Source organism: Cedecea neteri (genome assembly GCF_000757825.1).
GTDB lineage: Bacteria > Pseudomonadota > Gammaproteobacteria > Enterobacterales > Enterobacteriaceae > Cedecea > Cedecea selenatireducens.
The window spans coordinates 3,693,925-3,713,637 of record NZ_CP009451.1 but is presented as its reverse complement, the minus strand read 5'-3'; the positions used below and the strand labels follow the sequence as shown (position 1 = coordinate 3,713,637).

The 19,713-nt window shown below is 54.2% G+C and carries 28 protein-coding genes; 4 read left to right on the top strand and 24 right to left on the bottom strand.

Annotation, left to right across the window (positions count from 1 at the left end):
* Positions 1-229: 229 nt before the first annotated feature.
* Positions 230-1,780, top strand: coding sequence for a membrane-bound lytic murein transglycosylase MltF (gene mltF / locus JT31_RS17245; protein ID WP_038479885.1), 1,551 nt, complete (start codon positions 230-232; stop codon positions 1,778-1,780).
* On the opposite strand, the gene tadA is transcribed toward mltF, so the two are convergent.
* On the bottom strand, positions 1,671-2,141 hold the full coding sequence (tadA, locus tag JT31_RS17240) for a tRNA adenosine(34) deaminase TadA (RefSeq protein ID WP_038479883.1): 471 nt from the start codon (positions 2,139-2,141) through the stop codon (positions 1,671-1,673). The two genes, mltF and tadA, sit on opposite strands and share 110 nt — an antisense overlap.
* A gap of 96 nt (positions 2,142-2,237) precedes the next feature.
* Positions 2,238-2,876 (bottom strand): phosphatidylglycerophosphatase C, encoded by a 639-nt coding sequence (yfhb, locus tag JT31_RS17235; protein WP_038479880.1) that lies wholly within the window; start codon positions 2,874-2,876, stop codon positions 2,238-2,240.
* 209 nt (positions 2,877-3,085) lie between these two features.
* Between yfhb and JT31_RS17230 the strand changes: the two genes are divergently transcribed.
* A complete protein-coding gene (locus tag JT31_RS17230) occupies positions 3,086-3,934 on the top strand; it encodes a MurR/RpiR family transcriptional regulator (RefSeq protein WP_038479876.1) in 849 nt (282 codons plus the stop codon).
* On the opposite strand, the gene JT31_RS23270 is transcribed toward JT31_RS17230, so the two are convergent.
* Positions 3,852-4,481, bottom strand: coding sequence for a recombinase family protein (locus tag JT31_RS23270; RefSeq protein ID WP_071842983.1), 630 nt, complete (start codon positions 4,479-4,481; stop codon positions 3,852-3,854). The genes JT31_RS17230 and JT31_RS23270 overlap by 83 nt on opposite strands.
* Positions 4,482-4,510: 29 nt before the next feature.
* Between JT31_RS23270 and JT31_RS23265 the strand changes: the two genes are divergently transcribed.
* Positions 4,511-4,891, top strand: coding sequence for a hypothetical protein (locus tag JT31_RS23265; RefSeq protein WP_071842982.1), 381 nt, complete (start codon positions 4,511-4,513; stop codon positions 4,889-4,891).
* A 13-nt stretch (positions 4,892-4,904) separates the two neighbouring features.
* A complete protein-coding gene (locus JT31_RS17220) occupies positions 4,905-5,090 on the top strand; it encodes a hypothetical protein (RefSeq protein WP_038483260.1) in 186 nt (61 codons plus the stop codon).
* Here JT31_RS17220 and JT31_RS17215 read toward each other — a convergent pair.
* The 21 genes from JT31_RS17215 to JT31_RS17115 form a co-directional block, all read right to left on the bottom strand.
* Positions 5,071-5,670 carry a tail fiber assembly protein gene (locus JT31_RS17215; RefSeq protein WP_038479870.1) on the bottom strand — a complete coding sequence of 200 codons (600 nt, stop codon included), beginning with the start codon at positions 5,668-5,670 and terminating at the stop codon, positions 5,071-5,073. The genes JT31_RS17220 and JT31_RS17215 overlap by 20 nt on opposite strands.
* Entirely contained in the window at positions 5,670-6,500 is an 831-nt protein-coding gene (locus tag JT31_RS17210) for a tail fiber protein (RefSeq protein WP_038479867.1), read from the bottom strand. Before JT31_RS17210 ends, JT31_RS17215 begins: the two co-directional genes overlap by 1 nt.
* Positions 6,500-7,180, bottom strand: coding sequence for a DUF2612 domain-containing protein (locus JT31_RS17205; protein ID WP_038479863.1), 681 nt, complete (start codon positions 7,178-7,180; stop codon positions 6,500-6,502). Before JT31_RS17205 ends, JT31_RS17210 begins: the two co-directional genes overlap by 1 nt.
* Positions 7,177-8,376: a baseplate J/gp47 family protein gene (locus JT31_RS17200; protein WP_038479861.1), complete on the bottom strand. Its 1,200-nt coding sequence runs from the start codon at positions 8,374-8,376 to the stop codon at positions 7,177-7,179. Before JT31_RS17200 ends, JT31_RS17205 begins: the two co-directional genes overlap by 4 nt.
* Complete coding sequence (locus tag JT31_RS17195; RefSeq protein WP_038479858.1) at positions 8,377-8,727, bottom strand: hypothetical protein; 351 nt, start codon at positions 8,725-8,727, stop codon at positions 8,377-8,379.
* Positions 8,724-9,407 carry a Gp138 family membrane-puncturing spike protein gene (locus tag JT31_RS17190; protein WP_038479855.1) on the bottom strand — a complete coding sequence of 228 codons (684 nt, stop codon included), beginning with the start codon at positions 9,405-9,407 and terminating at the stop codon, positions 8,724-8,726. The genes JT31_RS17195 and JT31_RS17190 overlap by 4 nt, the downstream gene beginning before the upstream one ends.
* A gap of 38 nt (positions 9,408-9,445) precedes the next feature.
* A complete protein-coding gene (locus JT31_RS17185) occupies positions 9,446-10,453 on the bottom strand; it encodes a hypothetical protein (protein WP_038479852.1) in 1,008 nt (335 codons plus the stop codon).
* A gap of 9 nt (positions 10,454-10,462) precedes the next feature.
* Positions 10,463-10,771, bottom strand: a complete 309-nt coding sequence (locus JT31_RS17180; RefSeq protein ID WP_038479849.1) for a phage baseplate plug family protein — start codon at positions 10,769-10,771, stop codon at positions 10,463-10,465.
* Between the two features lie 9 nt (positions 10,772-10,780).
* Positions 10,781-11,359, bottom strand: a complete 579-nt coding sequence (locus JT31_RS17175; protein ID WP_038479846.1) for a phage baseplate protein — start codon at positions 11,357-11,359, stop codon at positions 10,781-10,783.
* Entirely contained in the window at positions 11,359-13,110 is a 1,752-nt protein-coding gene (locus tag JT31_RS22795) for a hypothetical protein (RefSeq protein WP_052049015.1), read from the bottom strand. The genes JT31_RS17175 and JT31_RS22795 overlap by 1 nt, the downstream gene beginning before the upstream one ends.
* Positions 13,100-13,288, bottom strand: coding sequence for a DUF6889 family protein (locus tag JT31_RS17165; RefSeq protein ID WP_071842981.1), 189 nt, complete (start codon positions 13,286-13,288; stop codon positions 13,100-13,102). Before JT31_RS17165 ends, JT31_RS22795 begins: the two co-directional genes overlap by 11 nt.
* Positions 13,288-13,701, bottom strand: a complete 414-nt coding sequence (locus JT31_RS17160; RefSeq protein WP_038479843.1) for a phage tail assembly chaperone — start codon at positions 13,699-13,701, stop codon at positions 13,288-13,290. Before JT31_RS17160 ends, JT31_RS17165 begins: the two co-directional genes overlap by 1 nt.
* 3 nt (positions 13,702-13,704) lie before the next feature.
* Entirely contained in the window at positions 13,705-14,145 is a 441-nt protein-coding gene (locus JT31_RS17155; RefSeq protein WP_038479840.1) for a phage structural protein, read from the bottom strand.
* Positions 14,146-14,155: 10 nt separating this feature from the next.
* Positions 14,156-15,295: a DUF3383 domain-containing protein gene (locus JT31_RS17150; RefSeq protein ID WP_038479837.1), complete on the bottom strand. Its 1,140-nt coding sequence runs from the start codon at positions 15,293-15,295 to the stop codon at positions 14,156-14,158.
* 3 nt (positions 15,296-15,298) lie between these two features.
* Positions 15,299-15,838: an LIC_12616 family protein gene (locus tag JT31_RS17145; protein WP_038479834.1), complete on the bottom strand. Its 540-nt coding sequence runs from the start codon at positions 15,836-15,838 to the stop codon at positions 15,299-15,301.
* A gap of 45 nt (positions 15,839-15,883) precedes the next feature.
* Complete coding sequence (locus JT31_RS17140; protein ID WP_038479831.1) at positions 15,884-16,762, bottom strand: lipase family alpha/beta hydrolase; 879 nt, start codon at positions 16,760-16,762, stop codon at positions 15,884-15,886.
* A gap of 50 nt (positions 16,763-16,812) precedes the next feature.
* Positions 16,813-17,265, bottom strand: coding sequence for a lysis protein (locus JT31_RS23540; protein ID WP_038479828.1), 453 nt, complete (start codon positions 17,263-17,265; stop codon positions 16,813-16,815).
* Complete coding sequence (locus JT31_RS17130; RefSeq protein WP_038479825.1) at positions 17,262-17,753, bottom strand: lysozyme; 492 nt, start codon at positions 17,751-17,753, stop codon at positions 17,262-17,264. The genes JT31_RS23540 and JT31_RS17130 overlap by 4 nt, the downstream gene beginning before the upstream one ends.
* Positions 17,753-18,052: a hypothetical protein gene (locus JT31_RS17125; RefSeq protein ID WP_038479822.1), complete on the bottom strand. Its 300-nt coding sequence runs from the start codon at positions 18,050-18,052 to the stop codon at positions 17,753-17,755. The genes JT31_RS17130 and JT31_RS17125 overlap by 1 nt, the downstream gene beginning before the upstream one ends.
* 57 nt (positions 18,053-18,109) lie before the next feature.
* Positions 18,110-18,445 (bottom strand): antitermination protein N, encoded by a 336-nt coding sequence (locus JT31_RS17120; protein WP_038479819.1) that lies wholly within the window; start codon positions 18,443-18,445, stop codon positions 18,110-18,112.
* 362 nt (positions 18,446-18,807) lie between these two features.
* A complete protein-coding gene (locus JT31_RS17115; protein ID WP_038479816.1) occupies positions 18,808-19,554 on the bottom strand; it encodes a LexA family transcriptional regulator in 747 nt (248 codons plus the stop codon).
* Positions 19,555-19,713 lie beyond the last annotated feature (159 nt).

Sequence of the window (19,713 nt, the reverse complement as noted above, 5' to 3'; positions counted from 1 at the left end):
GGGCGAAGGGGGGAAAACGGGCGTCATTATAGAGAATCCTCCGCCGTGACGAAACCGTTTGCGTAGAAATAACAGCAGAAGTTTTTATTGCACAAAAAGTAAACGATATATTCTTAAAAGTTGCTTACTGGCGTTTTCTTACGCAAAATGCGCCTCATTCACTCACGGGGTTCAGACAAATCATGTTTATTGTTGGCTAAGGCTTATCCTGCTGCAGAATGTTATCTATTTGAAAAGAATAAAGATTAATTATCTGCTTATCGGTATCGTCACCTTGTTGCTGGCAGTGGCATTATGGCCCTCCATTCCAGGTTTCAATCAGGCCGAAAACCGTATCGCCGCGATAAAAGCGCGGGGGGTTCTGCGCGTCAGTACCATTTCATCGCCGCTCACCTGGACGATGATTAACGGCAAGGCGACCGGACTTGATTATGAGCTCGCCAGCGAGTTTGCAGATTACCTGGGCGTGAAGCTCAAAGTCGTGGTACGGCCAAACATCAACGCGTTGTTCGACGACCTGGACAATGACAAAGCCGACCTGCTTGCCGCCGGGCTGGTGTATAACTCGCGCCGCAGCAGCGATTACCAGGCAGGGCCAACCTATTACTCAGTTTCGCAGCAAATGGTTTACCGCGTGGGCAGCCCGCGTCCGAAGTCGCTCGGCGGCGTTAAACCTTCGCAGCTGGTGCTCTCTTCCGGCCAGGCTGTGGTCAGCGATCTGCAAAAGCTAAAGGAAAGCCAGTATCCCGATCTTAGCTGGAGCATTGACGCCAAACAGACCAGCAATCAGCTTCTGCAGCAGGTGGTGGACGGCAATATCGCCTTTACTATCTCTGATAGTATCGCCATCAGTATTTTCCAGCGCGTACATCCCCAGTTGGCCGTCGCTCTGGACGTGACCGATGAACAGCCTGTTACCTGGTTTTCGGCGCGTGACGGCGACGACAGCATGAGCGCCGCCCTGCTCGATTTCTACAATCAGATTAGCAGCAACGGCACGCTGGCAAGGCTAGAGGAAAAATATCTCGGCCATATCGGTGATTTTGATTACGTCGATACCCGAACCTTCCTGAATGCGGTGGATGCAGTTCTGCCGGATCTACAGCCGCTGTTTGAAAAATACGCCGACGAAATCGACTGGCCGCTGCTGGCCGCAATTTCCTATCAGGAATCCCACTGGGATACCCACGCTACTTCGCCAACCGGCGTGCGCGGGCTGATGATGTTGACGAAAAATACAGCACAGAGTCTTGGGGTCGTCGACAGGCTGGATGCAGAGCAAAGCATCAGCGGCGGCAGCCGTTATCTGAAAGATATGATGAGCAAAGTGCCGAGCTCAGTCCCGGAATACGAACGCATCTGGTTCGCGCTGGCGGCCTACAACATGGGCTATGCCCATATGCTCGATGCTCGTCAGCTGACGGCAAAACAGAAAGGCAACCCGGACAGCTGGGCCGATGTGAAGACACGCCTGCCGCTGCTGAGCCTTAAGCCTTATTACAGCAAAACAACCTATGGATATGCTCGTGGACACGAGGCTTACGCGTATGTGGAAAACATCCGCAAGTATCAGCTTAGTCTGGAAGGGTATTTACAGGAGAAAGAGAAAAAAACGGCTCAGGTGGACAAGTTTGCCGAGGCTTACCCTGCGGTCGCCCCGATAGAGCTGGCTAATCCGACCTATGGGCCTTTTCCTTTAGGGCCTTTTTCTCAAGACGACGAGCGCGAAAAAAATCGCTCAGCATGGCTGAGCACTCTGACGCGAGCACCCCTTCACTGACCTGCACCTGATGGTTCATCCCGGGATGGCCGAGTACGTCCATCAGCGAACCAATTGCGCCCGTTTTGGCGTCACGCGCGCCGAACACTAAGCGGCCAATGCGGCTGTGCACCATCGCCCCTGCGCACATGACGCAAGGTTCAAGCGTGACGTAGAGCGTGGTATCCAGCAGACGATAGTTTTGCAGCACCAGTCCGCCCTGGCGAAGAGCCATAATTTCAGCATGGGCCGTAGGGTCGTGACGGCCTATAGGGCGATTCCAGCCTTCACCAATAACCTGGTTGTTATGCACCAGCACCGCGCCGACGGGCACTTCACCTTCATCCCACGCCCGCTGAGCGAGGATCAGGGCATGACGCATCCAGTGTTCATGGGTAAATACTGTATCTGACACAACGCTCTCCGCGGCATAAGTGGGCGGCGCATTATACACACCGCTTAACGGATTCAAAACGCCCTACTCGAGCTGCTGCAACTCTCCCTGCGGCGTGACGCGCCAGCGATGCTCGCAGAAATACAGCAGCGGATTGTCCTGATGGCTGTCGCTGTAGCCGCTGTAAAGTCGCAGCGGGGCACCTATGTGCTGCTCCAGCTGAACCACTTTTTCATGGCCGAGGCAGCGAAGGGTAACAATCCACCCTCCATAGCCTCGTGCAATCTGCGTGGCAATCACCTTCACCTCCGGCAGCCACGGCGTATCAAAATAGACCTTCTCAACCAACGGCTGAGGCGAGCCTGTAATCAGCCAGACGTCAGCATTCGCGCTGTGCAAATAGTCCGTCAGCCGCTGCTGGACAACGGGAAATGCCTTCACCTTCTTGCGAAACCAGACTGCGAAATCGCTCTGCAGTTGCTGCAGGCGAGCCTCACTTCGCCCAAACGTCGCGCCCCACAGCAGCAGGCTCATCGGCTGGCGGGCAGCGCTACCTTGAATAAGCATCATGCCTCCGACCAGAGGCAGCAGTAAAACCACCAGCAGCGCGTTCAGCGGCAGACGGCGCAGGAGGTAAAACAGAAAACTGCCGAACATGTCCTGCTGATGTAAGGTGCCATCCAAATCAAAAAAGACGACGCGGCGCGGGTGGTGGGTAGTCAATACGGGCTCCTTTAAGACTCGCGTTCACGAAATTATGCTCCCTTAAAGCCTAACAGATAGCCTCATGGTTTTCCGCGAGCAATCCTGGCCCTCAGCCCACGGCACATCAGAATATTTAATTCGGTAACATTGCTCTATAATGGAATTTATAATTCGCTCAGATGCTTATACAGGCAAGTCGTTATCGGAATTGCCGTCCCGGAGGTGAAATGAACTGTTTACTGCGCATTCGAAGCCGTTACGCCATGCTGGCCCAGAGTGACCGCAAGCTGGCCGACTTTCTGCTCGCCGAGCCCGATCGCGCACGCCATCTCAGTTCACAGCAGCTGGCGGAAGAAGCCGGCGTCAGCCAGTCCAGCGTCGTAAAATTCGCGCAGAAGCTCGGGTTCAAAGGCTTTCCAGCGATGAAGCTGGCCATCAGCGAAGCGCTCGCCAGCGGCCAAAATCCTAACTCCGTGCCGGTGCATAACCAAATTTTAGGGGATGACCCGCTGCGGCTTGTTGGGGAGAAGTTGATTAAAGAGAATATCGCGGCGATGCACGCCACGCTGGATATCAATGCGGAAGAGAAACTGCTGGCGAGCGTTTCGCTGCTGCGCAATGCGCGGCGCGTGCTGCTGGTAGGAATAGGCGCCTCTGGCCTTGTCGCGAAGAATTTTTCGTGGAAGTTGATGAAAATTGGCATTCACGCCGTCGCCGAGCAGGATATGCATGCCCTGCTGGCAACCGTACAGGCAATGACGCCGGAAGACGTGCTGCTCGCCATTTCCTATTCGGGCGAGCGCCGGGAGATAAATCTGGCCGCCGATGAAGCGCTTAACGCAGGCGCGAAAATCCTCGCCATTACCGGATTCACGCCTAACGCTTTACAGCAGCGCGCCAGCCTGTGTCTCTACACCATCGCAGAAGAACAGGCGACGCGTAGCGCGGCCATATCCTCCACCAGCGCCCAGATGATGCTGACAGACCTGCTATTTATGGCGCTGGTGCAGCAGGATCTGGAAAACGCGCCGGAGCGGATTCGCCAGAGCGAGGCGTTGGTGAGGAAGCTGGTTTAGCATTTGCCGGAAATTTTTTATAAAGCGTGGAAACACCGACATCATAAATAATCGCCACCTGCTGCCTGGTTTCTCCGGCAGCAATTAACCTCCCGGCCTGCGCCCATTGCGTTGCCGACAATTTCGGCCGCCGCCCCCCAATTCGCCCTTCCGCTCTGGCCGCAGCCAAACCGGCCCGGGTTCTTTCGACGATAAGCTCGCGTTCCATCTCGGCTAACGCGCCCATAACGTGAAAGAAAAAACGCCCCATCGGCGTAGAGGTGTCAATACTGTCCGTCAGGCTGCGGAAGTTAATCCCGCGCTTTCGGAGTTCTTCAATCAGCGAAACAAGGTGACGCATACTGCGGCCAAGCCGATCCAGCTTCCAGACGACTAATGTGTCGCCTTCACTGAGCGTTCTGAGTACCTTTTTTAACCCCGGCCTGTCCGCCGTTTTCCCGCTGATTTTATCCTCAAAAATCAGCTCACATCCTGCGCACTCCAACGCATTTTTCTGCAGCGCGGTGTTTTGGTCATTTGTTGATACCCTGACGTAGCCTACCAGCATGACGTATTGCCTCATAAAAGGCTGAAAGCATGCCACGTAGAGGCAAGATGTGCATTTTCTTAAAGGTTGGTTTGGGGGAGGCGAAGTATGTGACTAGCAGGGGGAGCAACGTTAATGGGGATTGGACCATCTGGTCTGATGGTTCTATTGAATTGAGTGGCTATAATTCCACTATTGTAGATGGTCTTGCGACCATTATTTTTCCTATAACCTTACCAAAAGTGGCTATGAATATATCCACTGCTGAACATTTAAGTTTTGACCTCGGGTCATCTGTTCAGCAACTGCATGTTTCTATGGTGGTTGACAACACAATAACAACCAGCGGATTTAAAGCTCGTTGCCAATTTATAAGTGGCGCCCCATCAGGATATGGTTTTTCGTGGCGAGTTCACTGCCCATCTAATTAACAAAGGGATCACTATGCGTTACTTTAACTCCACTACAATGACTGAAGTTTTGCCGGGCATACATGATACTGCGGGAGCAATTTCGCTGCCGGATGACAATTGGTTCTTCACATTATCATATATGCCAAAAGGTAAAGTGCTCGCAGTTAATGAAAACGGCGAGCCCGTATTAATTGATGCTACTGATCCGGAGCGATAGGCCATTCGATATCTGGTGCGGTGGAGGTATTTATCGCTTTCACCGCTTTGGTATATTCCATCCATGCAGTAAGCATTTCTTTATCAGCACTGCTAATAATCCCCAGAGTGAGTTCTGTGCGCCAATCAGCAGTAACTCTATTTGCTTCACTCAGAAATGCTTGCCGTTTTAGTTCAGCCTCAGAAATATCACCTGCTTTCTGAGCCGCGATATCCGTCACCCATTTTTCGCCGTCCCATTTATCATATGGAGTAATGGGGGCATCGAGAGTCATATTCAAAGGGTATCCACCCAACATACTGATAATTCTAGGTTGTCCCGTTTTCTTGCTGTAGACCATATCTCCACGGTGATCATCGACGTATTCCCATGCTGAAAAGTCTTCAGTTCTGCAAACAACAACCCCGTCTTTTAAGACCGGAGGTGCATCGATACAGGAATATGCCGGAAGCCCCAGGCCGACTGCAAGATATTCAACGGATGAAGAAAGATATTCGCGCGTCTTGCTAGTATAGTTGTAGACGATGATAGTACCAGGCGTAGTAGCGATTTGGTTTTTACCCAGCTCTGCATTCTTCATTATGCAGTCCTCACAATATAGTTAAACGAAAGGTTACGGGGACGTACCCGAAACGTTGAAAGCCCCGAGTTACCATTAGGAAATAACTTGCTTGTCGAAAAATATGAACCAGAACCAGTAGTTGTTTCCTCATAATCTGAAGCCCTTATTTCTGTCGGAAACTCTCCCTGATATGTATTAATGGGAGGTGTTACAAGCACACCCTGTGTTTCATTTTCTGCATAGGTATATACAGATGGGAGCTTCGTTGCAGCCTGCGAAGTTATCAAAGTACGGCCCGGATCAACCCCTCTTCCATCATCCCAACCACGAATAAACTCTCCACGTAAATCAGGTAGTACAAGCGCTGGATATACCAGTGCCAGCTTTGGATACTGAACAGCCGAAAACGCCGCACCATTACATTTCAACCATCCGACCGGTGGAATCGAAAGCGGCCAGGGTACTGGCACGCCAACGGGCAAAGCAGACCCCTCCCCCAAACCAAGGTTTGCGAGAGCCGAAGAAACCGCACCTGCGCCATCGGCTTTAATATCCGCGAAGGGATTCTGGCGGCTGAGATATTGCTTCCCAAAGCCGGTGGTTAGCTTCGCGAGGAAAGCGGCGATATCGCCGTCGTCCAGCACGTCTTGCCCGCTTTTATCGCTAACGAACTGAGCCAGCGCGGCGGCAATAAAGGACGTCTGGCGCAACGCTTTATTCACCTGTGCACTGCTGGCCTTACCGCCGGCAAAGCCGCTTAACAGCGCGGGCAAATTTTCCCATTCATTTTGCGGCGTGACGTTGGCGTCAGGCCTGGTTGCAAAAGGTTTAAACTGATTTGTAGCCATTAGAGTTTTCTCTCCCATGCGCCGTCGTCAAAACCGGCGATATAGTGATTGTTGATATCAAAACCAAAGAATTTGCCGCCCTGAGACGGCGCTTCAACCGAAGGTGTCTGAATATCCCCCGCCCAGACTCCCGCCGCTTTCACCGTCAGGTAGCCCTGCTTGATGGCCGCGAGAAGCTCTAGCGAAACGTTGGAGATATCCGTTTCCGGCAGAACCCATACGGAAATGGTCATGTCCTGGTTGTCGACGATTTGCATGCGCATCCCCGAACCTGTCGTGGCGGCATCCAGAATCGCGGGCAGCGTGTCGTTCTGCCCGTCCCAGTTGTTCATCGCGATTTTTGCCTTGAGGATGATGCGGTAGGTTTCATCGCTCAGTGAGGTGTAGCCTGCATCAGGATCGTAAGGCCCCTGCCAGACGCCCTGGTCATAGCCCAGCCCGTCGGTGTCCCAGCTAAAATAGACGCCGGAAATAGGCTGGCTGACGACGCGGCTCCGTCCGATCCACTGGCCTAACGTATCAAGCTGGACCCCAACCGCGGTGTCGATATCAAACGCGTTGATCAGGCTTTCAGCTGTACTTGCGGTCTCAGTGAACGGACGGGTACTCAGGTCTACATGGGCAAAAAACAGGGGCTTACTGGCGTGGTAGCTGGTGATGCGCCCGGTATATTTACTCATGAGCTCACCGTGATATTGATGTTGTCCACGCTGCAGGAGGCGGCTTCGCTGTAGCCGATATTGACGTTAGCCACCGCGACCGCAGAGGATGATTTACCGATCTGCAAGTCGGTGATGTCGTAATAACGCGCTTTACCGCCGCTGACCACGCCGAGGTTTGCCGGGGAGTAAATGCGGCTCAGCAGCACGCTATCCCCAATGCCCAGGCCGTTGATGTAATCGGCAATCGCCTGCTTCATCTGCTCGCCGATTTGTGACGTATAGCCGGTGAAAACTTTAAGCACAATGTCGACGTAAATCGGCATATTACCTGGCCGCGAGAAAGCAATCGTGTGGGGATTGCCGTAAAGATCGGGCACCACAATGGACGTAGAACCGAAGGTGGCAACGCCCTGCCCTTTTTTGCCCCTGATCGTCTGAGCAATTTCCGTCACATCCCCGCCGTCAACAATCGCGGCAATAGAATGTGGAGGAAGACCATTAGCGTTGACGGCCCCGGTATCATTTTCGTAGAGCTTATGCCGCGTTACGCCTGAAACGTTAGCGATAGCCCCCTCAACCGCCTCAAACGGCGTGAGCGCAGGTAAGGCGACGCTCTGCGACTGCCGGATACGCAATTCGGCATCGGTTTCTGCCGCCACGCCCGGCGTCGCCGCCTGAGGGTTAGTTACCGCAGCCCAGCCGCGAGTTGGTGTTCCCATCACGGTAATAGTGCCCGCAGGCGCAATCATCACGCCGCTGCTGGCACAGGTTGCCGTTGCTATTACCGTGCCAGTAACGCCAATAGCAACCGTCTCAGGCAGCAGCCATACGGCCCCGTTGTCATCTCTGACGGAACCGTTTGTGATGGTTGTGCCTGGCACGCCCGTCAGCAGCAGATCTACCGTCGAGAAAGTCGCCGCACGCCTGACGATGCCGTTGATCTTGACGTTGTTCGACAGCGCCCGCCCCATTGCCGTCGCCGGGGAAAAGCTGTTGTAGACGGCAACCGCCGTGTTGTTGGCGTCATGAATGGCCAGCGCCACCAGCGAGATGAGCTGCCCGTCTTTGCTGTCCGACTCCAGGTACGCATCGGTGCCGTAGATTTGCCTGAATTCATCCATCAAAACCCCGAGAAGGCTCTGATAATCAGGCGCGGTTATTCCCTGGGCCGTTACCGTTGCCGATAACCCCAGCGTTTCAGAATTGAGGGCCATTTATGCCTCGCTGTTTAAAGTGGTGGGACCGTAAACGGTGTCGATGGTGGCGTTGAAGGTTACGGTACGTTTTTCAGTGCGGGCGGCGGTCACGTCCAGCACGGACTTTACGCCTGTCGTCTGGCTTACCCGGTCAATCAGCATTAACACCCAGCTATCATCCTGCTGTTTGCCGAGGACGGACTGGCGGTAAGGCGTTCCTGCTCGCTTATCCAGAAACCATTCCCCCCGCCACAGCTTAAGCCGCGTGCTGACCGCCTGAGCCACACATTCCGGCGAGTTTTCCAGGAAGGTACTTTCCCCCTGGCCGAAGGTGTAATCGCCGCTGCTGCTCTCTCTGCGGTATTTCATACCGGGCCTCCCGTGTTCGATCCGCCAGGCTGCACGCCGCCGTGGCGGTGCTTCGTCAGGCTTATACCGCTGGCCGTGACATCACCGCTCACGGTTACGTTGCCGTTGATATTTACCTCGCCGGTCAGGTCAATGCTGGCCGCCGTCGCGGTGAGTTTTCCCGGCGTAGTCAGCGTAATGCCGTGGCTGCCGGATTCCAGTTCAACAAAGGCTTTGCCGTCTTCGCTGCGTAGCTGAACCGCCGTGATGCTGATACCGCTGATTTTTTTCGCCTGTGACTGCGGGCCGGGCAGCACGAAGGCATCGGACAACGAGTGCTGGCGAGCATCAACTGGCTCCTGAATACCTCCGCTCTGCCACCAGAAATCAATGGCGCGATCGGCAAAAATGACCAGGCATTCGTCCCCCTTTTTAAGAGGGAAAGTCAGCGAGCAGCCGCCCCCATGTGGGAAAACAACAGGCACATCCACCAGCAGCGGATAATTGACCGGAGTGACCTTGCCGTCGCTGCCTGTTCTGGCCCCCCGGATAGCCGGTGCAACTTCACAGGTGACAGAAACGGGGTCGAAAGACTGAATAATGCCGGGTAATGCGACCCGTAGATCGTTACTTAATGCGGCCCGGCTTGCCGCAAGCGTATCTGCCAGCTCGCCGCTAAGAGCCGAAGTCGTCAGAGCCATGATTCCTCCAGGGATAAAAAAAACCCGCTGCTGCGGGCTTAGGCTTGTGGTTTAGAGGCCGGGCTTGATTGCCACTTTTCTTCAGCCTTGTCGACAGGCTGGCCAGCCGGGTAGCACATCATGGTCATATACCAGTCATTCGCGCGGGTATCTCCGCTGTAGGCAATGCCATAAATGTCATAAATACCGTCCGGAGAAGGCCGGATATAGTCATCCTTAGCAAGCAAGGCAGGCTTATAGAGCGTGTTTTGATCTAACTTCACCTGCCCGTGGAGCAGGATTGTAGGGTTAATCAGGCATTTCAGGGTTACGCCAGCGTTGGTAGACGTTTGCGGCCGCCCAATCAGGCCACTCTGGCTGTTAAGACTCACGGGCGGGTGTGCTTTTTCAGCCGCGCTGTAATAGTCCAGCCTGTCATTCGACAGCTTCCAGCTGGCCTTGCACAGCTTACCGATTTGATCAAGGTAGCTGCTGACCTTGCCGTGGAAGGTATACCCTCTGGGAAACTTCGTTTCGGGAAAAGGTGGCAGCCTGCCGGGGAGAATCAAAAAGGGTTTCAGGGCGCCAGCCGCCAGCTGGTACATGTCATGTACCGTGTAACCTTTAACAAGCGTTGCGCTGAGCGTCGCCGACATCAGCGCCTCATGGCCATCAATAGCCTGAATTAAAATCCAGTCATCTGGGGTATCCTCTCGCCCCGTCATCCAGATGCGAATGTCACCGCTAAAGATGACCCCAAAGTTCATGCCATCTCTCGGCCCCCACTCAACAGGTTCGACAACCCTGATTTTTCCCACTTCACCGCTGCTTACAACCGGTTCTAATCCGTTGTAGCCCGCAATCAGCCGGATTTTGCTGTACTCCTTTTGTGCAATACGATTCACGTTGTCCGGCGCGAGATTATAGATTTTCACCTCGGCCGTTTTGGGTGAGCTGCCGGCATGCCAGTCGACTTTAAACGTCACCTTAAAGCCAGAGAGCGCAATACCGCTGCCGTCTTCCTTCAGAAGCTGAAGCTCAAAGTGGCGGGACCAGTTATCACTCATCTTCCCCCCTTAAGTTGCCGTCACGAAATAAAGATGGCTGCCGTTGCCGAGATTAGTTTTACTCGGGTAATCCTGAGCTTCATCGTCACAGCCAACCCATAGTCCTCCGCTGAAACCAAGCCAGGCATATGGGGCCAATAAATCTCCCCCCGTTACCAGCGGGATCCCGTTCACGATGGGCCGATTGTCGGCATCGAGAATATCCAGGATCCAGCCCGCCGCATCCCGATAAAGTAGCCGCATGCGCAGGGTTTGCCCGCCAAGCTGAATCGTAAATATTTGGTTATCCGCGCTGAGAGGAATTTCTGCAATTGACATTTTTTCTCCTCATTTTGTTTCCGTCTGAAGCGGCGTGATTTTGACCGACCCCATCGGGATGGTAACCACTTTTTCGCCCTTATCGCCGACTGAAGTCGTCGTTACCCCTTCATCCATCGCCGTTTTAGGCGGCGCAGGGCGCGCTTCCGTGGTCGTCATTAATACTTCCGTCAGCACCAGCTTGCAGCCAAGAATGTTTTCCGATTTGGCTCCGGTCGTCACCGTCAACGTTGTGATAAGCATATTGTCGTAGGAGCGGCGGCGGGTGATGACCTTAAAGGGTTCTGCTTTTGTCTGTAGATCAAGCAGTTGCTGGTATATTTGTGCTGGGCTTGGGCCCGCATTTAGCCAGGAGCCGATCGCAGTCGTATTGGCAAAGTCGACCAGTGAACCACCGGCTTTAAAAAAGCAATCAATCGTTAACTCGCCGGGCTCTGCCCAGGCATGGTCGCTGATATTCGGGCCAAACTCGACGGGATGAGAGGCGATTTTCAGCGTGTCCTTATGGACTTCGCTGACCACCACATCCGGCACCAGAAAACCGGAGAGGCTCGTGCGCGGCTGGAAGTAAGCACCAAAAATATTCATTAGCTCATCCTCCTGTCATACTGCTGCGCCAGCTGAGAATTGACGTTGAACAGGCGCTGGGATGTCTCAGCCGCCGCCAGACGAGGGTCAGAGACGCCATTAACGACGATATGGGTATTACTGTTAATCGTGGGAGAATGCGTAGTACTGTTGCTCGCCGTGGAGAAATCGCTCGAGGCCGCCAGACGTTCATTGCTGCCAACACCTGCTGGAAGCAGCATTGAGACAGGATCGGGTTGGCTGAGATTGTTGACCGCATTTGATAACTTTCCGCCAGTTCCTTTTTCTTCATCTCCAACGAGCCAGCCCTGGAATTTTTGCCATCCCACAGAGAGTTTCTCTTTAACAATTCCTGCAGCACCATCCGCAATTTTGGTTGCTGGCGTCTGAAACAACCCGTTTGATACCAATAACTTGCCGATATTGGCCGCTTCTGCCCAGTTCCCCTCTTTTAGCGCATTGATCAGATTCCCAATCAGTTTTAGCGTGGCGCCCAACTGATTAAAGTTGTCCAGAAGCCCCTTAAAGATGGTGCTGATAGACCACTTGCTGAAATCGATGCCCAGCAGACTGCCAATATTAACAATGAGGTCTTTTATGGTTTTCGCGAGGCTGCCGATCGCATCCGCAGCCATTTCAATAACAGGTCCCCATTCTCCCCAATCAATAAAGCTCTCCTCCCCAGCTTTCCATTTCTGATAGTCGTTATAAAGCATACCAATGGCCGCAGCCAGTGAGAGGATAATACCTATAGGGGACGCGAGAAATGCGCTGTTCAGGACCAGCCAGGCGGCGGTTAACCCCGCTAAACCGCCTATTAAGCCCTGAGAACCTTCGTCAAGACGATCCCACCAGGCCATCACGTCGGTAACCCAGTCGATGGTGCCGCTCAGCGCATCAACGAAAATATCAGCAAATCTTTCAACGACGCTGCCAACTTTGTCCAACACTCGTTCAATTTGTGGCGCTTTAACCAGCATTTTTTCGGCAAGCCTCTCGACGGGCGCAGCCAATTTTTCTGCCAGATCGCCACCTGATTTTGCCACTAACAAATCAAACACGGAGCCCGCTTTACGCCAGGACTGCATAAATTTTTCGGACTGGCCGGCACTTTGCTCTGCGCTGCCGCCAATTCGCAGCGACAGCCCCTGATACTCATCGGCAAACTGACCTAATCCCCGCTGCATCGCGTGCAGCGTGTCGTCATCAATGCCCAGATTCAATGCATAGAAATCAGCACTTTCTTTGTTTACGGACCCCAAGGAACGAGCAACCTGCGCGAAAATATCGGCGCTATCCCGTTTTAAACCAGCGTCATCATGGGTTTTTACGCCAAGACTTTTCAAAAGACTTTCGTGCAGAGTGTCGCCATTGGCATATTCACTGACATTTTTAATCGACTTTTGCAGCGCGCCAGTATCCGCACCTGACTGGCTGGCACCGTATTGCAGTGCTTTAAATGTCTCTAAATCGGCATCCAGAGACTGAGCTGACTGAGCATCCTGCTCCATGCCTGTCAGCTGTTTTTCAAACCAGGATCCCGCTTTTGTTAGCGGAGAGAGCACCCGATTACTGAAACTTTCAAAACTTTTGGTGAGTTTTTCAAAATCAACTTTTACCGCCCCTTCTTTTCCCTTTTTCAGCGTTTTATCCAGTTCCTCAAAAGCAGCGTTGATTCGCGAGCTGAGGTCTTCTTGATAAAAAAAATCTGGTATCGGGACGTAAGGAACAAGCTGTGTACTAGCGCTCATTTTCCTCTCTCCAGCGTGTGACACAGGCCTTATTATCGGCCTGCATCTCGAGATAATCGTTCATCAGCGCAATGTCGTAGAGATCCACCGCGCCGCTTTTCAGATCCAGCCAGCCGAGGGCGAAGACCTCCGCCGGGCGAAGAATATAATCTTCACCGCCGGGCAGAGTCTCCAGCATCAGGCTGCCGACGGGGCCGGGCAATCGCCGCCGGGGAGTTCTTGCAAAAAATTTCCCAGCGAGTCGGCCACCACCCGGGCCACGAGCTGCAGCAGCGTCATCAGGTCGATATCGTCAAAGGACAACGCGCCCTGACTAAAGACCGGCACCCAGCCCTTCATGTGCTCACGCGTCACGACCGAAAGGCACGGATACAAAATGGTGTTACAGTCCTCATCGCTGAGGTCGGCAAGGGTACGAGCAATTTTTGGCAGCACGGCTTCGAGGGCGTTACCGCCCTCCTTTCCCTGTAAGCTGCGAAAATCACCAACAACGCCAGCAAGGACCGGCAGCAGCTTGCGTGCAACGCTGAGCTGCTCAAAAACGCCGAGCTTGCCAATGCGGTAGTTAACCGCTTTCAGGGTGATTTCCATGGCTTAGAACTCCCCGAGCTGCTGGTCGATTTTGCCGCAGTCAAACTTCCAGTCCATGGTGCCCGCATCCTTACCGTTGCTGTTGGCCGGGAGCTGAGAAAACGCCACGCCGCTTGCCGAAACCAGGTCACCAGATGACGTATTGCGCACCACAATAGTGTTCCGTCCCCACATCGCAGAAGAGAGCGTTTGAGCGTTGTATGCCTGCATCAGCTTTTTGTTCACCGGGGAGGTTTTCATCAGCGTCACGGTAATAGAACCGTTTTTGGCCGGAGACAGGTTGTGCATCACTTCGCCGTCAATCCCGACGGTCATGGTGTTCTTCGGCCCAGCCATTTCCACTTTGATCCCGGCGTCGCCGTTCGCGCTGCCCGCGCCCAAATCAATCACCCCGGTTGGCCCCACGAGAGAGGCCGTAACATCCATAAAAGAATAAGTACCCATTTAAATCTCCTTAACGAACAACATTGATTTCGACGTCGGCAAAGTGCACGGCACCCGCCAGTTTGCAGGCCACCTGAATCACCGGCGCTTTCCGCGCTTCGCGATCTGACTGCGCCTGAGTGGCCACCGCCGGAGCGTAGACGTAGTAGCCTTTGGTCAGCGTGTCGCCAGAGGCAAGCTGGCCGATATCAGAACCGTTCCAGATGCCCGGCGCCACCAGGCCATTGGTGACCGCCTGGGCCATAGAGTGCTCAACGTTGCTCAGCAGACGGGTGACGCCGGCATCGGTTTGCGGGATTTTGGTAGTGCTGGTGTAAAGCAGGTTATAGAGATTGGTCTGCACATAGTTTTGCAGCCAGTCGAGGCCGTGGCGCTCATCAATAAAGCTACCGTTGCTCATCACGCCTTCCTGAATAATGGCGGTGTCATTGCTGTAATTAACAAAGACGTTGGCATTTTTCGCCGACAGAGCGTTGATTTGCGTTTGGGTCAGCGTTTCTGCGGTAATCCCCGGCTCCTGCTTGAATTTCAGGGTGATCGTGGTGTTATTGCCGTTGAAATTAACGGTAAACGCACGGCCAAACAGGGAGGCTGCCGCAAACGGCGTGGCGCTGGAGTACTGACCAAAAGTGCGAGCGAACTTAGCCGCTTTCAGCTTGCTGAAGACATCGGTGCTGTCGTTAGCATCCAGCGCTTTGGGGCTGGCGGAAGTATGGCCAAAAATACGGGAAACGCCGTCACCTTCAATCACCGCCGCCACGGCCAGCACGGCTTCATCGGTAATCGTGTCGTCGGCAATCACCAGGCCATACCAGTCGGTCGAATGTGCGCTCAGCGCGGAGACGCACTCGGTGATAGTTTCGCCGGCTTTGCCCTCGCTCTCTTCTTTTACCCAGCGCCCGATATACAGGTCGGCAGGCTGCGGAGATTGCTGGTAGTAGAGGCTGGCAGCTTTGTATTCCGGGGCTTCGAGGCCAAAGTCGGCGGCCACGCCGGTCAGGCTGGAATAAGCACGCATACGCTCTTTTGCGTCGATAACGTTGCTCGCGCCTACGACCAGCAGCGCACCATAGTTACGGGACTGCGCCGCACGTGGCGCCATATTCACTGTCACGCTGACAATGTTAGATACAGGTAAACCCTGTGACATAGCTTACTCTCCAATAATTTTTACTGCGGATGAAAGGATGGAACGAATACCGTAGCGCCGCGCAATGCTGCGTTTTAACGTCACGGTGAGGGTGTAGCGGCGTAGCCACTGGTTGTTAATAAATTCAGGGTCCGGCGTGATTTCACCGCACTGCAAAAACGTAAGATCCAGCCTGTTCAGCTCGGCGTTGTTTTGCGGCACGTTCAGGCCATCGCGAAATAGAGCAGCCACCGCCTGGGCTCCTGGACCATAAAAGCTGCAGGTGACGTCAACGGATTCGGTGCTTTGCAGCACGCTCTGGTCGCTGTCCTGCGAATGGAAGAAAGGCGTTTCAGCCTGCTTCACGTTGGTAAAAAAGTCACACCAGGTAATGCCAGCTTCCGGCGTGGCGGGCGGTGGATCGCTCCACTTCGCCATCACCATTTCCGGCGGCAGGCCTGATACGCCGACTATCCAGCCTGTAAGATCCGCATCGAGTGCATCGTCGTAGTGTGGCGATGCCCCCAACGGCGTCAGAAAGCCTGGACGCGTGGTGTCATTCATTGATTTCTCCAAAGAAAAACCGCCCGCAGGCGGTTAGGTTCAGGCTTACAGTCCCTTCGCTTGCAGGCGAGCCAAATGGTCGACGTACAGTTTCACTGGGTCGGTGTTGTTGGCGATCACGCCGGCCAGCTGGTTAATGGCATCAACGTGATCCATTGAATAATCCGAGCCAATCACCTTGCCCAGATGGCTGCTGTAGCGGCCGACCAGGCCGTCGTTCTGGAAACGTTCGTTGGTAAACAGGATGGAAAATGCCAGCATGGCGACGTGCAGCGGGTCCAGGTTGTTCATCCCCTGATGCAGCGGGTTGTAGTCGATAATCCCGCTCCATGAGTAGTAGTAAACGCCGTTATCCAGCTCTTTACCCTGGCCGCCCCACTCTGCCGGAAGCCCCTGCGGGTACTTCTTGTTAAAGGCCGCCACCCCTTCGCTGGTCAACGCATCCAGAGCGTCGACGCCGGATTGAGGCAGGCGAGGCTCACCGGCCAGGGCAGAAAGCAGCTGGCCAAAGGCCGACAGCGCTGCATTAGCGATAGACTCCGGCAGGCGCCCCGGCTTCAGCGCCAGGCGAACCAGGTCTGCGACTTCAGAGCCGTGGTTAACGCCGTTCACGGAGGTCACCGAGGCGATAAGATCCGGATGGGTCGCCGCGACGTAACGACAGGCCAGCGGGCCCTGGCTGTGGCCGATCAGGTTAACTTTCGCCGCACCGGTTTCGGCCTGCACTTTACGAACAAATTCAAGCAGCTGTTCACCGCGCATCTCATTGCTGTTCAGCGCGGAAAGCGTGGCGATGTAGACCTTAGCCCCGGCCTTCTCCAGCGCCTCTTTGATGCCGTAGAAATAGGGATAGATCCCGCCGATTTTGTCGAAACCCAACAGGCCGTGAACCAGAACAATCGGGTGCTTCAGGGATGTAGACATAGGAATGACCTCTTTGACGTAGGAATAAAAAAGCCTCGAAAATTCGAGGCTTATCTCAGGCACTGATTGCGGATGTACTCCTGCAGCCCCGCTAGCTGCTTGTTGCTCGTTTCGATACGCTCCCGGAGACGGAAATAATCCCGTTCAGCGGCGTCAGTAAGTCCGGGGGAGGCTGCATCATCCAGCCCGGTGGTGGAGGTGGGGTGAGGCACTGTTTGGCAGGTGGCGCTGACGCGCAGCCGCCGAGCACCAGCGGCCACATCACGCTGCAGATTTTCAATGGTGAGCCTGGCATGGGTTAACTCCTCGCTATAGTGAGCATCAAGCCCGGCGACCGCCCGCTGGCGTTGCACAAGGTTTCGCAGCTCAGTTTTCTGTTGAGCAAGCTGCTGCAAAGCTGACTCAGCCCTTTGCTTTTGAGCGTCATAGCGCTGATGAAACCACCAACAGCTGGCGATAAGCAGAGCAAAAACCGCCAGCACAATCGTGGTTACAGGCTTCATTTTTCCGCCTCCGGCCAGCGACAAAGCTGGTACTCGACTTCGCGGCGGTTGATTAGCCCTTGCCACTGTTTGCCGCCCGCCCAAATCCATTTTTTCAACCCGGCGCAGGCCTGCTCGTAATTTCCGGCATTTAACGTCCTTAGCACGGAGGAGCGCAGGAAGGCGGTGGTCCCGACGTTATAGGTAAAGCTGATTAATGCCGCGCGTTGGTACTCACTAACAGGAACGGTAACCGCTTTTGATACCGCCTGTGCTGCGGGGCGGAGATCTTTATCAAGTAAGGTCTGGCACTCTGATGGGCTGTACGTTTTATCGGGAATAATGTCATTGCCGGTATGGCCGTAACAGACCGTGAGCACCCCGGCGACATCGTAATACGGCGTGTAGCTCACGCCTTCAAGCTCGGGCAGTAGCGTGCCGGCGATGGTCAGAGCGCCCGCCCCTGACAATCCGAATAATGCTTTTCTGAGTCCGGGAGAAAGAGCCATTAGCTGCCTGCCTTTTTCAGTACCTCGCTGACTGCCCTGACAATCTCAATCTGCTCGGCTCGGTTTAGGGTCTGCAAGTCATCCACCAGCGTCTGGAGGATGCGGGTGCGCTTTTGGTCTTCAAGGCGCTGTCGGCGAGCATCCAGCCTGCCTCCCAGCCACGAAGCCAGTGAAATCAGTACGCTAAGCAGTCCGAATATCATGTAGACCATATCCTGTGTCGTGATACCCAGACCGGCGGCAAGCGCCGCCAGCCACGCAAAAGACTGCGTGACCAGATTTGCGGGTTGGTCATTCATGGGGGAACCTTCGGTTGAAGTGTCGAACTGCCGTTGGGGTAAAGAAGGACTGCGGTATTAAATCAGCGGGATAGATTTCCCACGTCGGGTTTGCCTGCCGGAAGCCTGCGGTAAGCCGGACTCCGTCATCGGCGCGGCCTGATAAATGCTTCTCTGCCTGGCGTCCAGCTTCTGACGCAGCCGGGAATGGTATTCAGCCTGCTGGATGATTTGCAGACCATAAATGTTAATGACCTCCAGCGCCTTATCAGGCCGGGGCGTAGGTTTGCGGGTTAACGAAAGAATGGGCCTTGCGTCAGGTTTTGCCCTCACCCCAACGAAAAGCGGGTTAGCGGCTTTCCAGACGGCCTGCTTAGCTTCGCGGCGCCGGCGGCGGCGTGTCTGTGCGTCCATACAACCTCCTGTCAATCAACTTTGGTGATATCTCTGCGATATCCCAAAGCTTCTTGCTTTGGTGTATGTGCCCTTTTTCAGGGCCTGATGTTAAGGAGCGTTCACTTGCCTTGTGAGTCGGTGCGTCCTGCCGATGAATTGATATTGAACCAATAGTACAAATCAGTCAAGAACCAAAAGTACGAAATTTAAAAAAAAGATGAGTATGATGATTACTTATTGATTAATAATATAATTTTAGATGAGTTAGCATTCGAGTTGCAGCAAGGCGGCAAGGGAGGCAGCCCCAGGAGCTTACTTGAGTAAGTGACTGGGGCTGGAGAGTGCAGCCAACACGGCTGCAGCTTGAAGGATAAGTTATCTCATGCGTGACGGCGTATAGCGTGGCTATACATCACCCGGCCAATGATTTTGAGATTCTGTTCGTTCTCTTCGCTGATGCGCCAGTCGGCATATTTGGGGTTGTCCGAACGCACCAGCAGGCAGTCGTGGGTCATTTGCAGGCGCTTCACCAGCAGTTGCCCTTTATAGAGGAACACGTAGATCCCGTCCCCGTCGAAATAATCTTTGCCGATGTCCACAAAGATATAGTCGCCCAGTTCGATGGTGCCGGACATGCTGTCGCCGGTGACGGTAATCACCTTGATCGTCGACGCAGGCCGGTGGCCAAACAGTTCCAGCGCCTCCTGGCTGTCGTAAACGATATGGTTGATTGTCTCAGTCACTTCGCTGGAAATCAGCCGCCCCGGCCCGGCGCTGGCTTCTATATCCAGCACATCGATGCGGAACCCCTGCTCTTCGCGCGGCTGGAAATCGTAGATTGCCGCCTCTTCTGAATGGGCGGCATTTTCACGCCCTTCGGCAACATAGCCACTTTCGCTGCCGTGCTGGAGCCACAAAACATCGGCCTGGAGAAAAGTCGCCAGTTCGTACATCTTGTCCTGCCTGGGCATAGCTTCAGCGTTAAGCCACTTGCTGACGGCCTTGGAGGAAACGCCCAGCGCGCGCGCTATTGCCATACCGCGCCCAAACTCATCGAGGTTTGCTTCGCTGCAGGCCTGCGCCAGCCTGCGGGAGAATGCTTCGCGCAGTTGCTCTCTCTGTACCATAAGTACGATCCTGTCGTGTTTATCGTGACCAATAGTTCAATGATAACACGTACTGAAAGTACACAAAGCACAAAACTTAAAGGCTCAGTGTCATTGGGGATGATTTGCTTTTGTGGTAAAGTGCGCGCCATCGAAACTTCCTTGCTTAAGCAGCTTCGT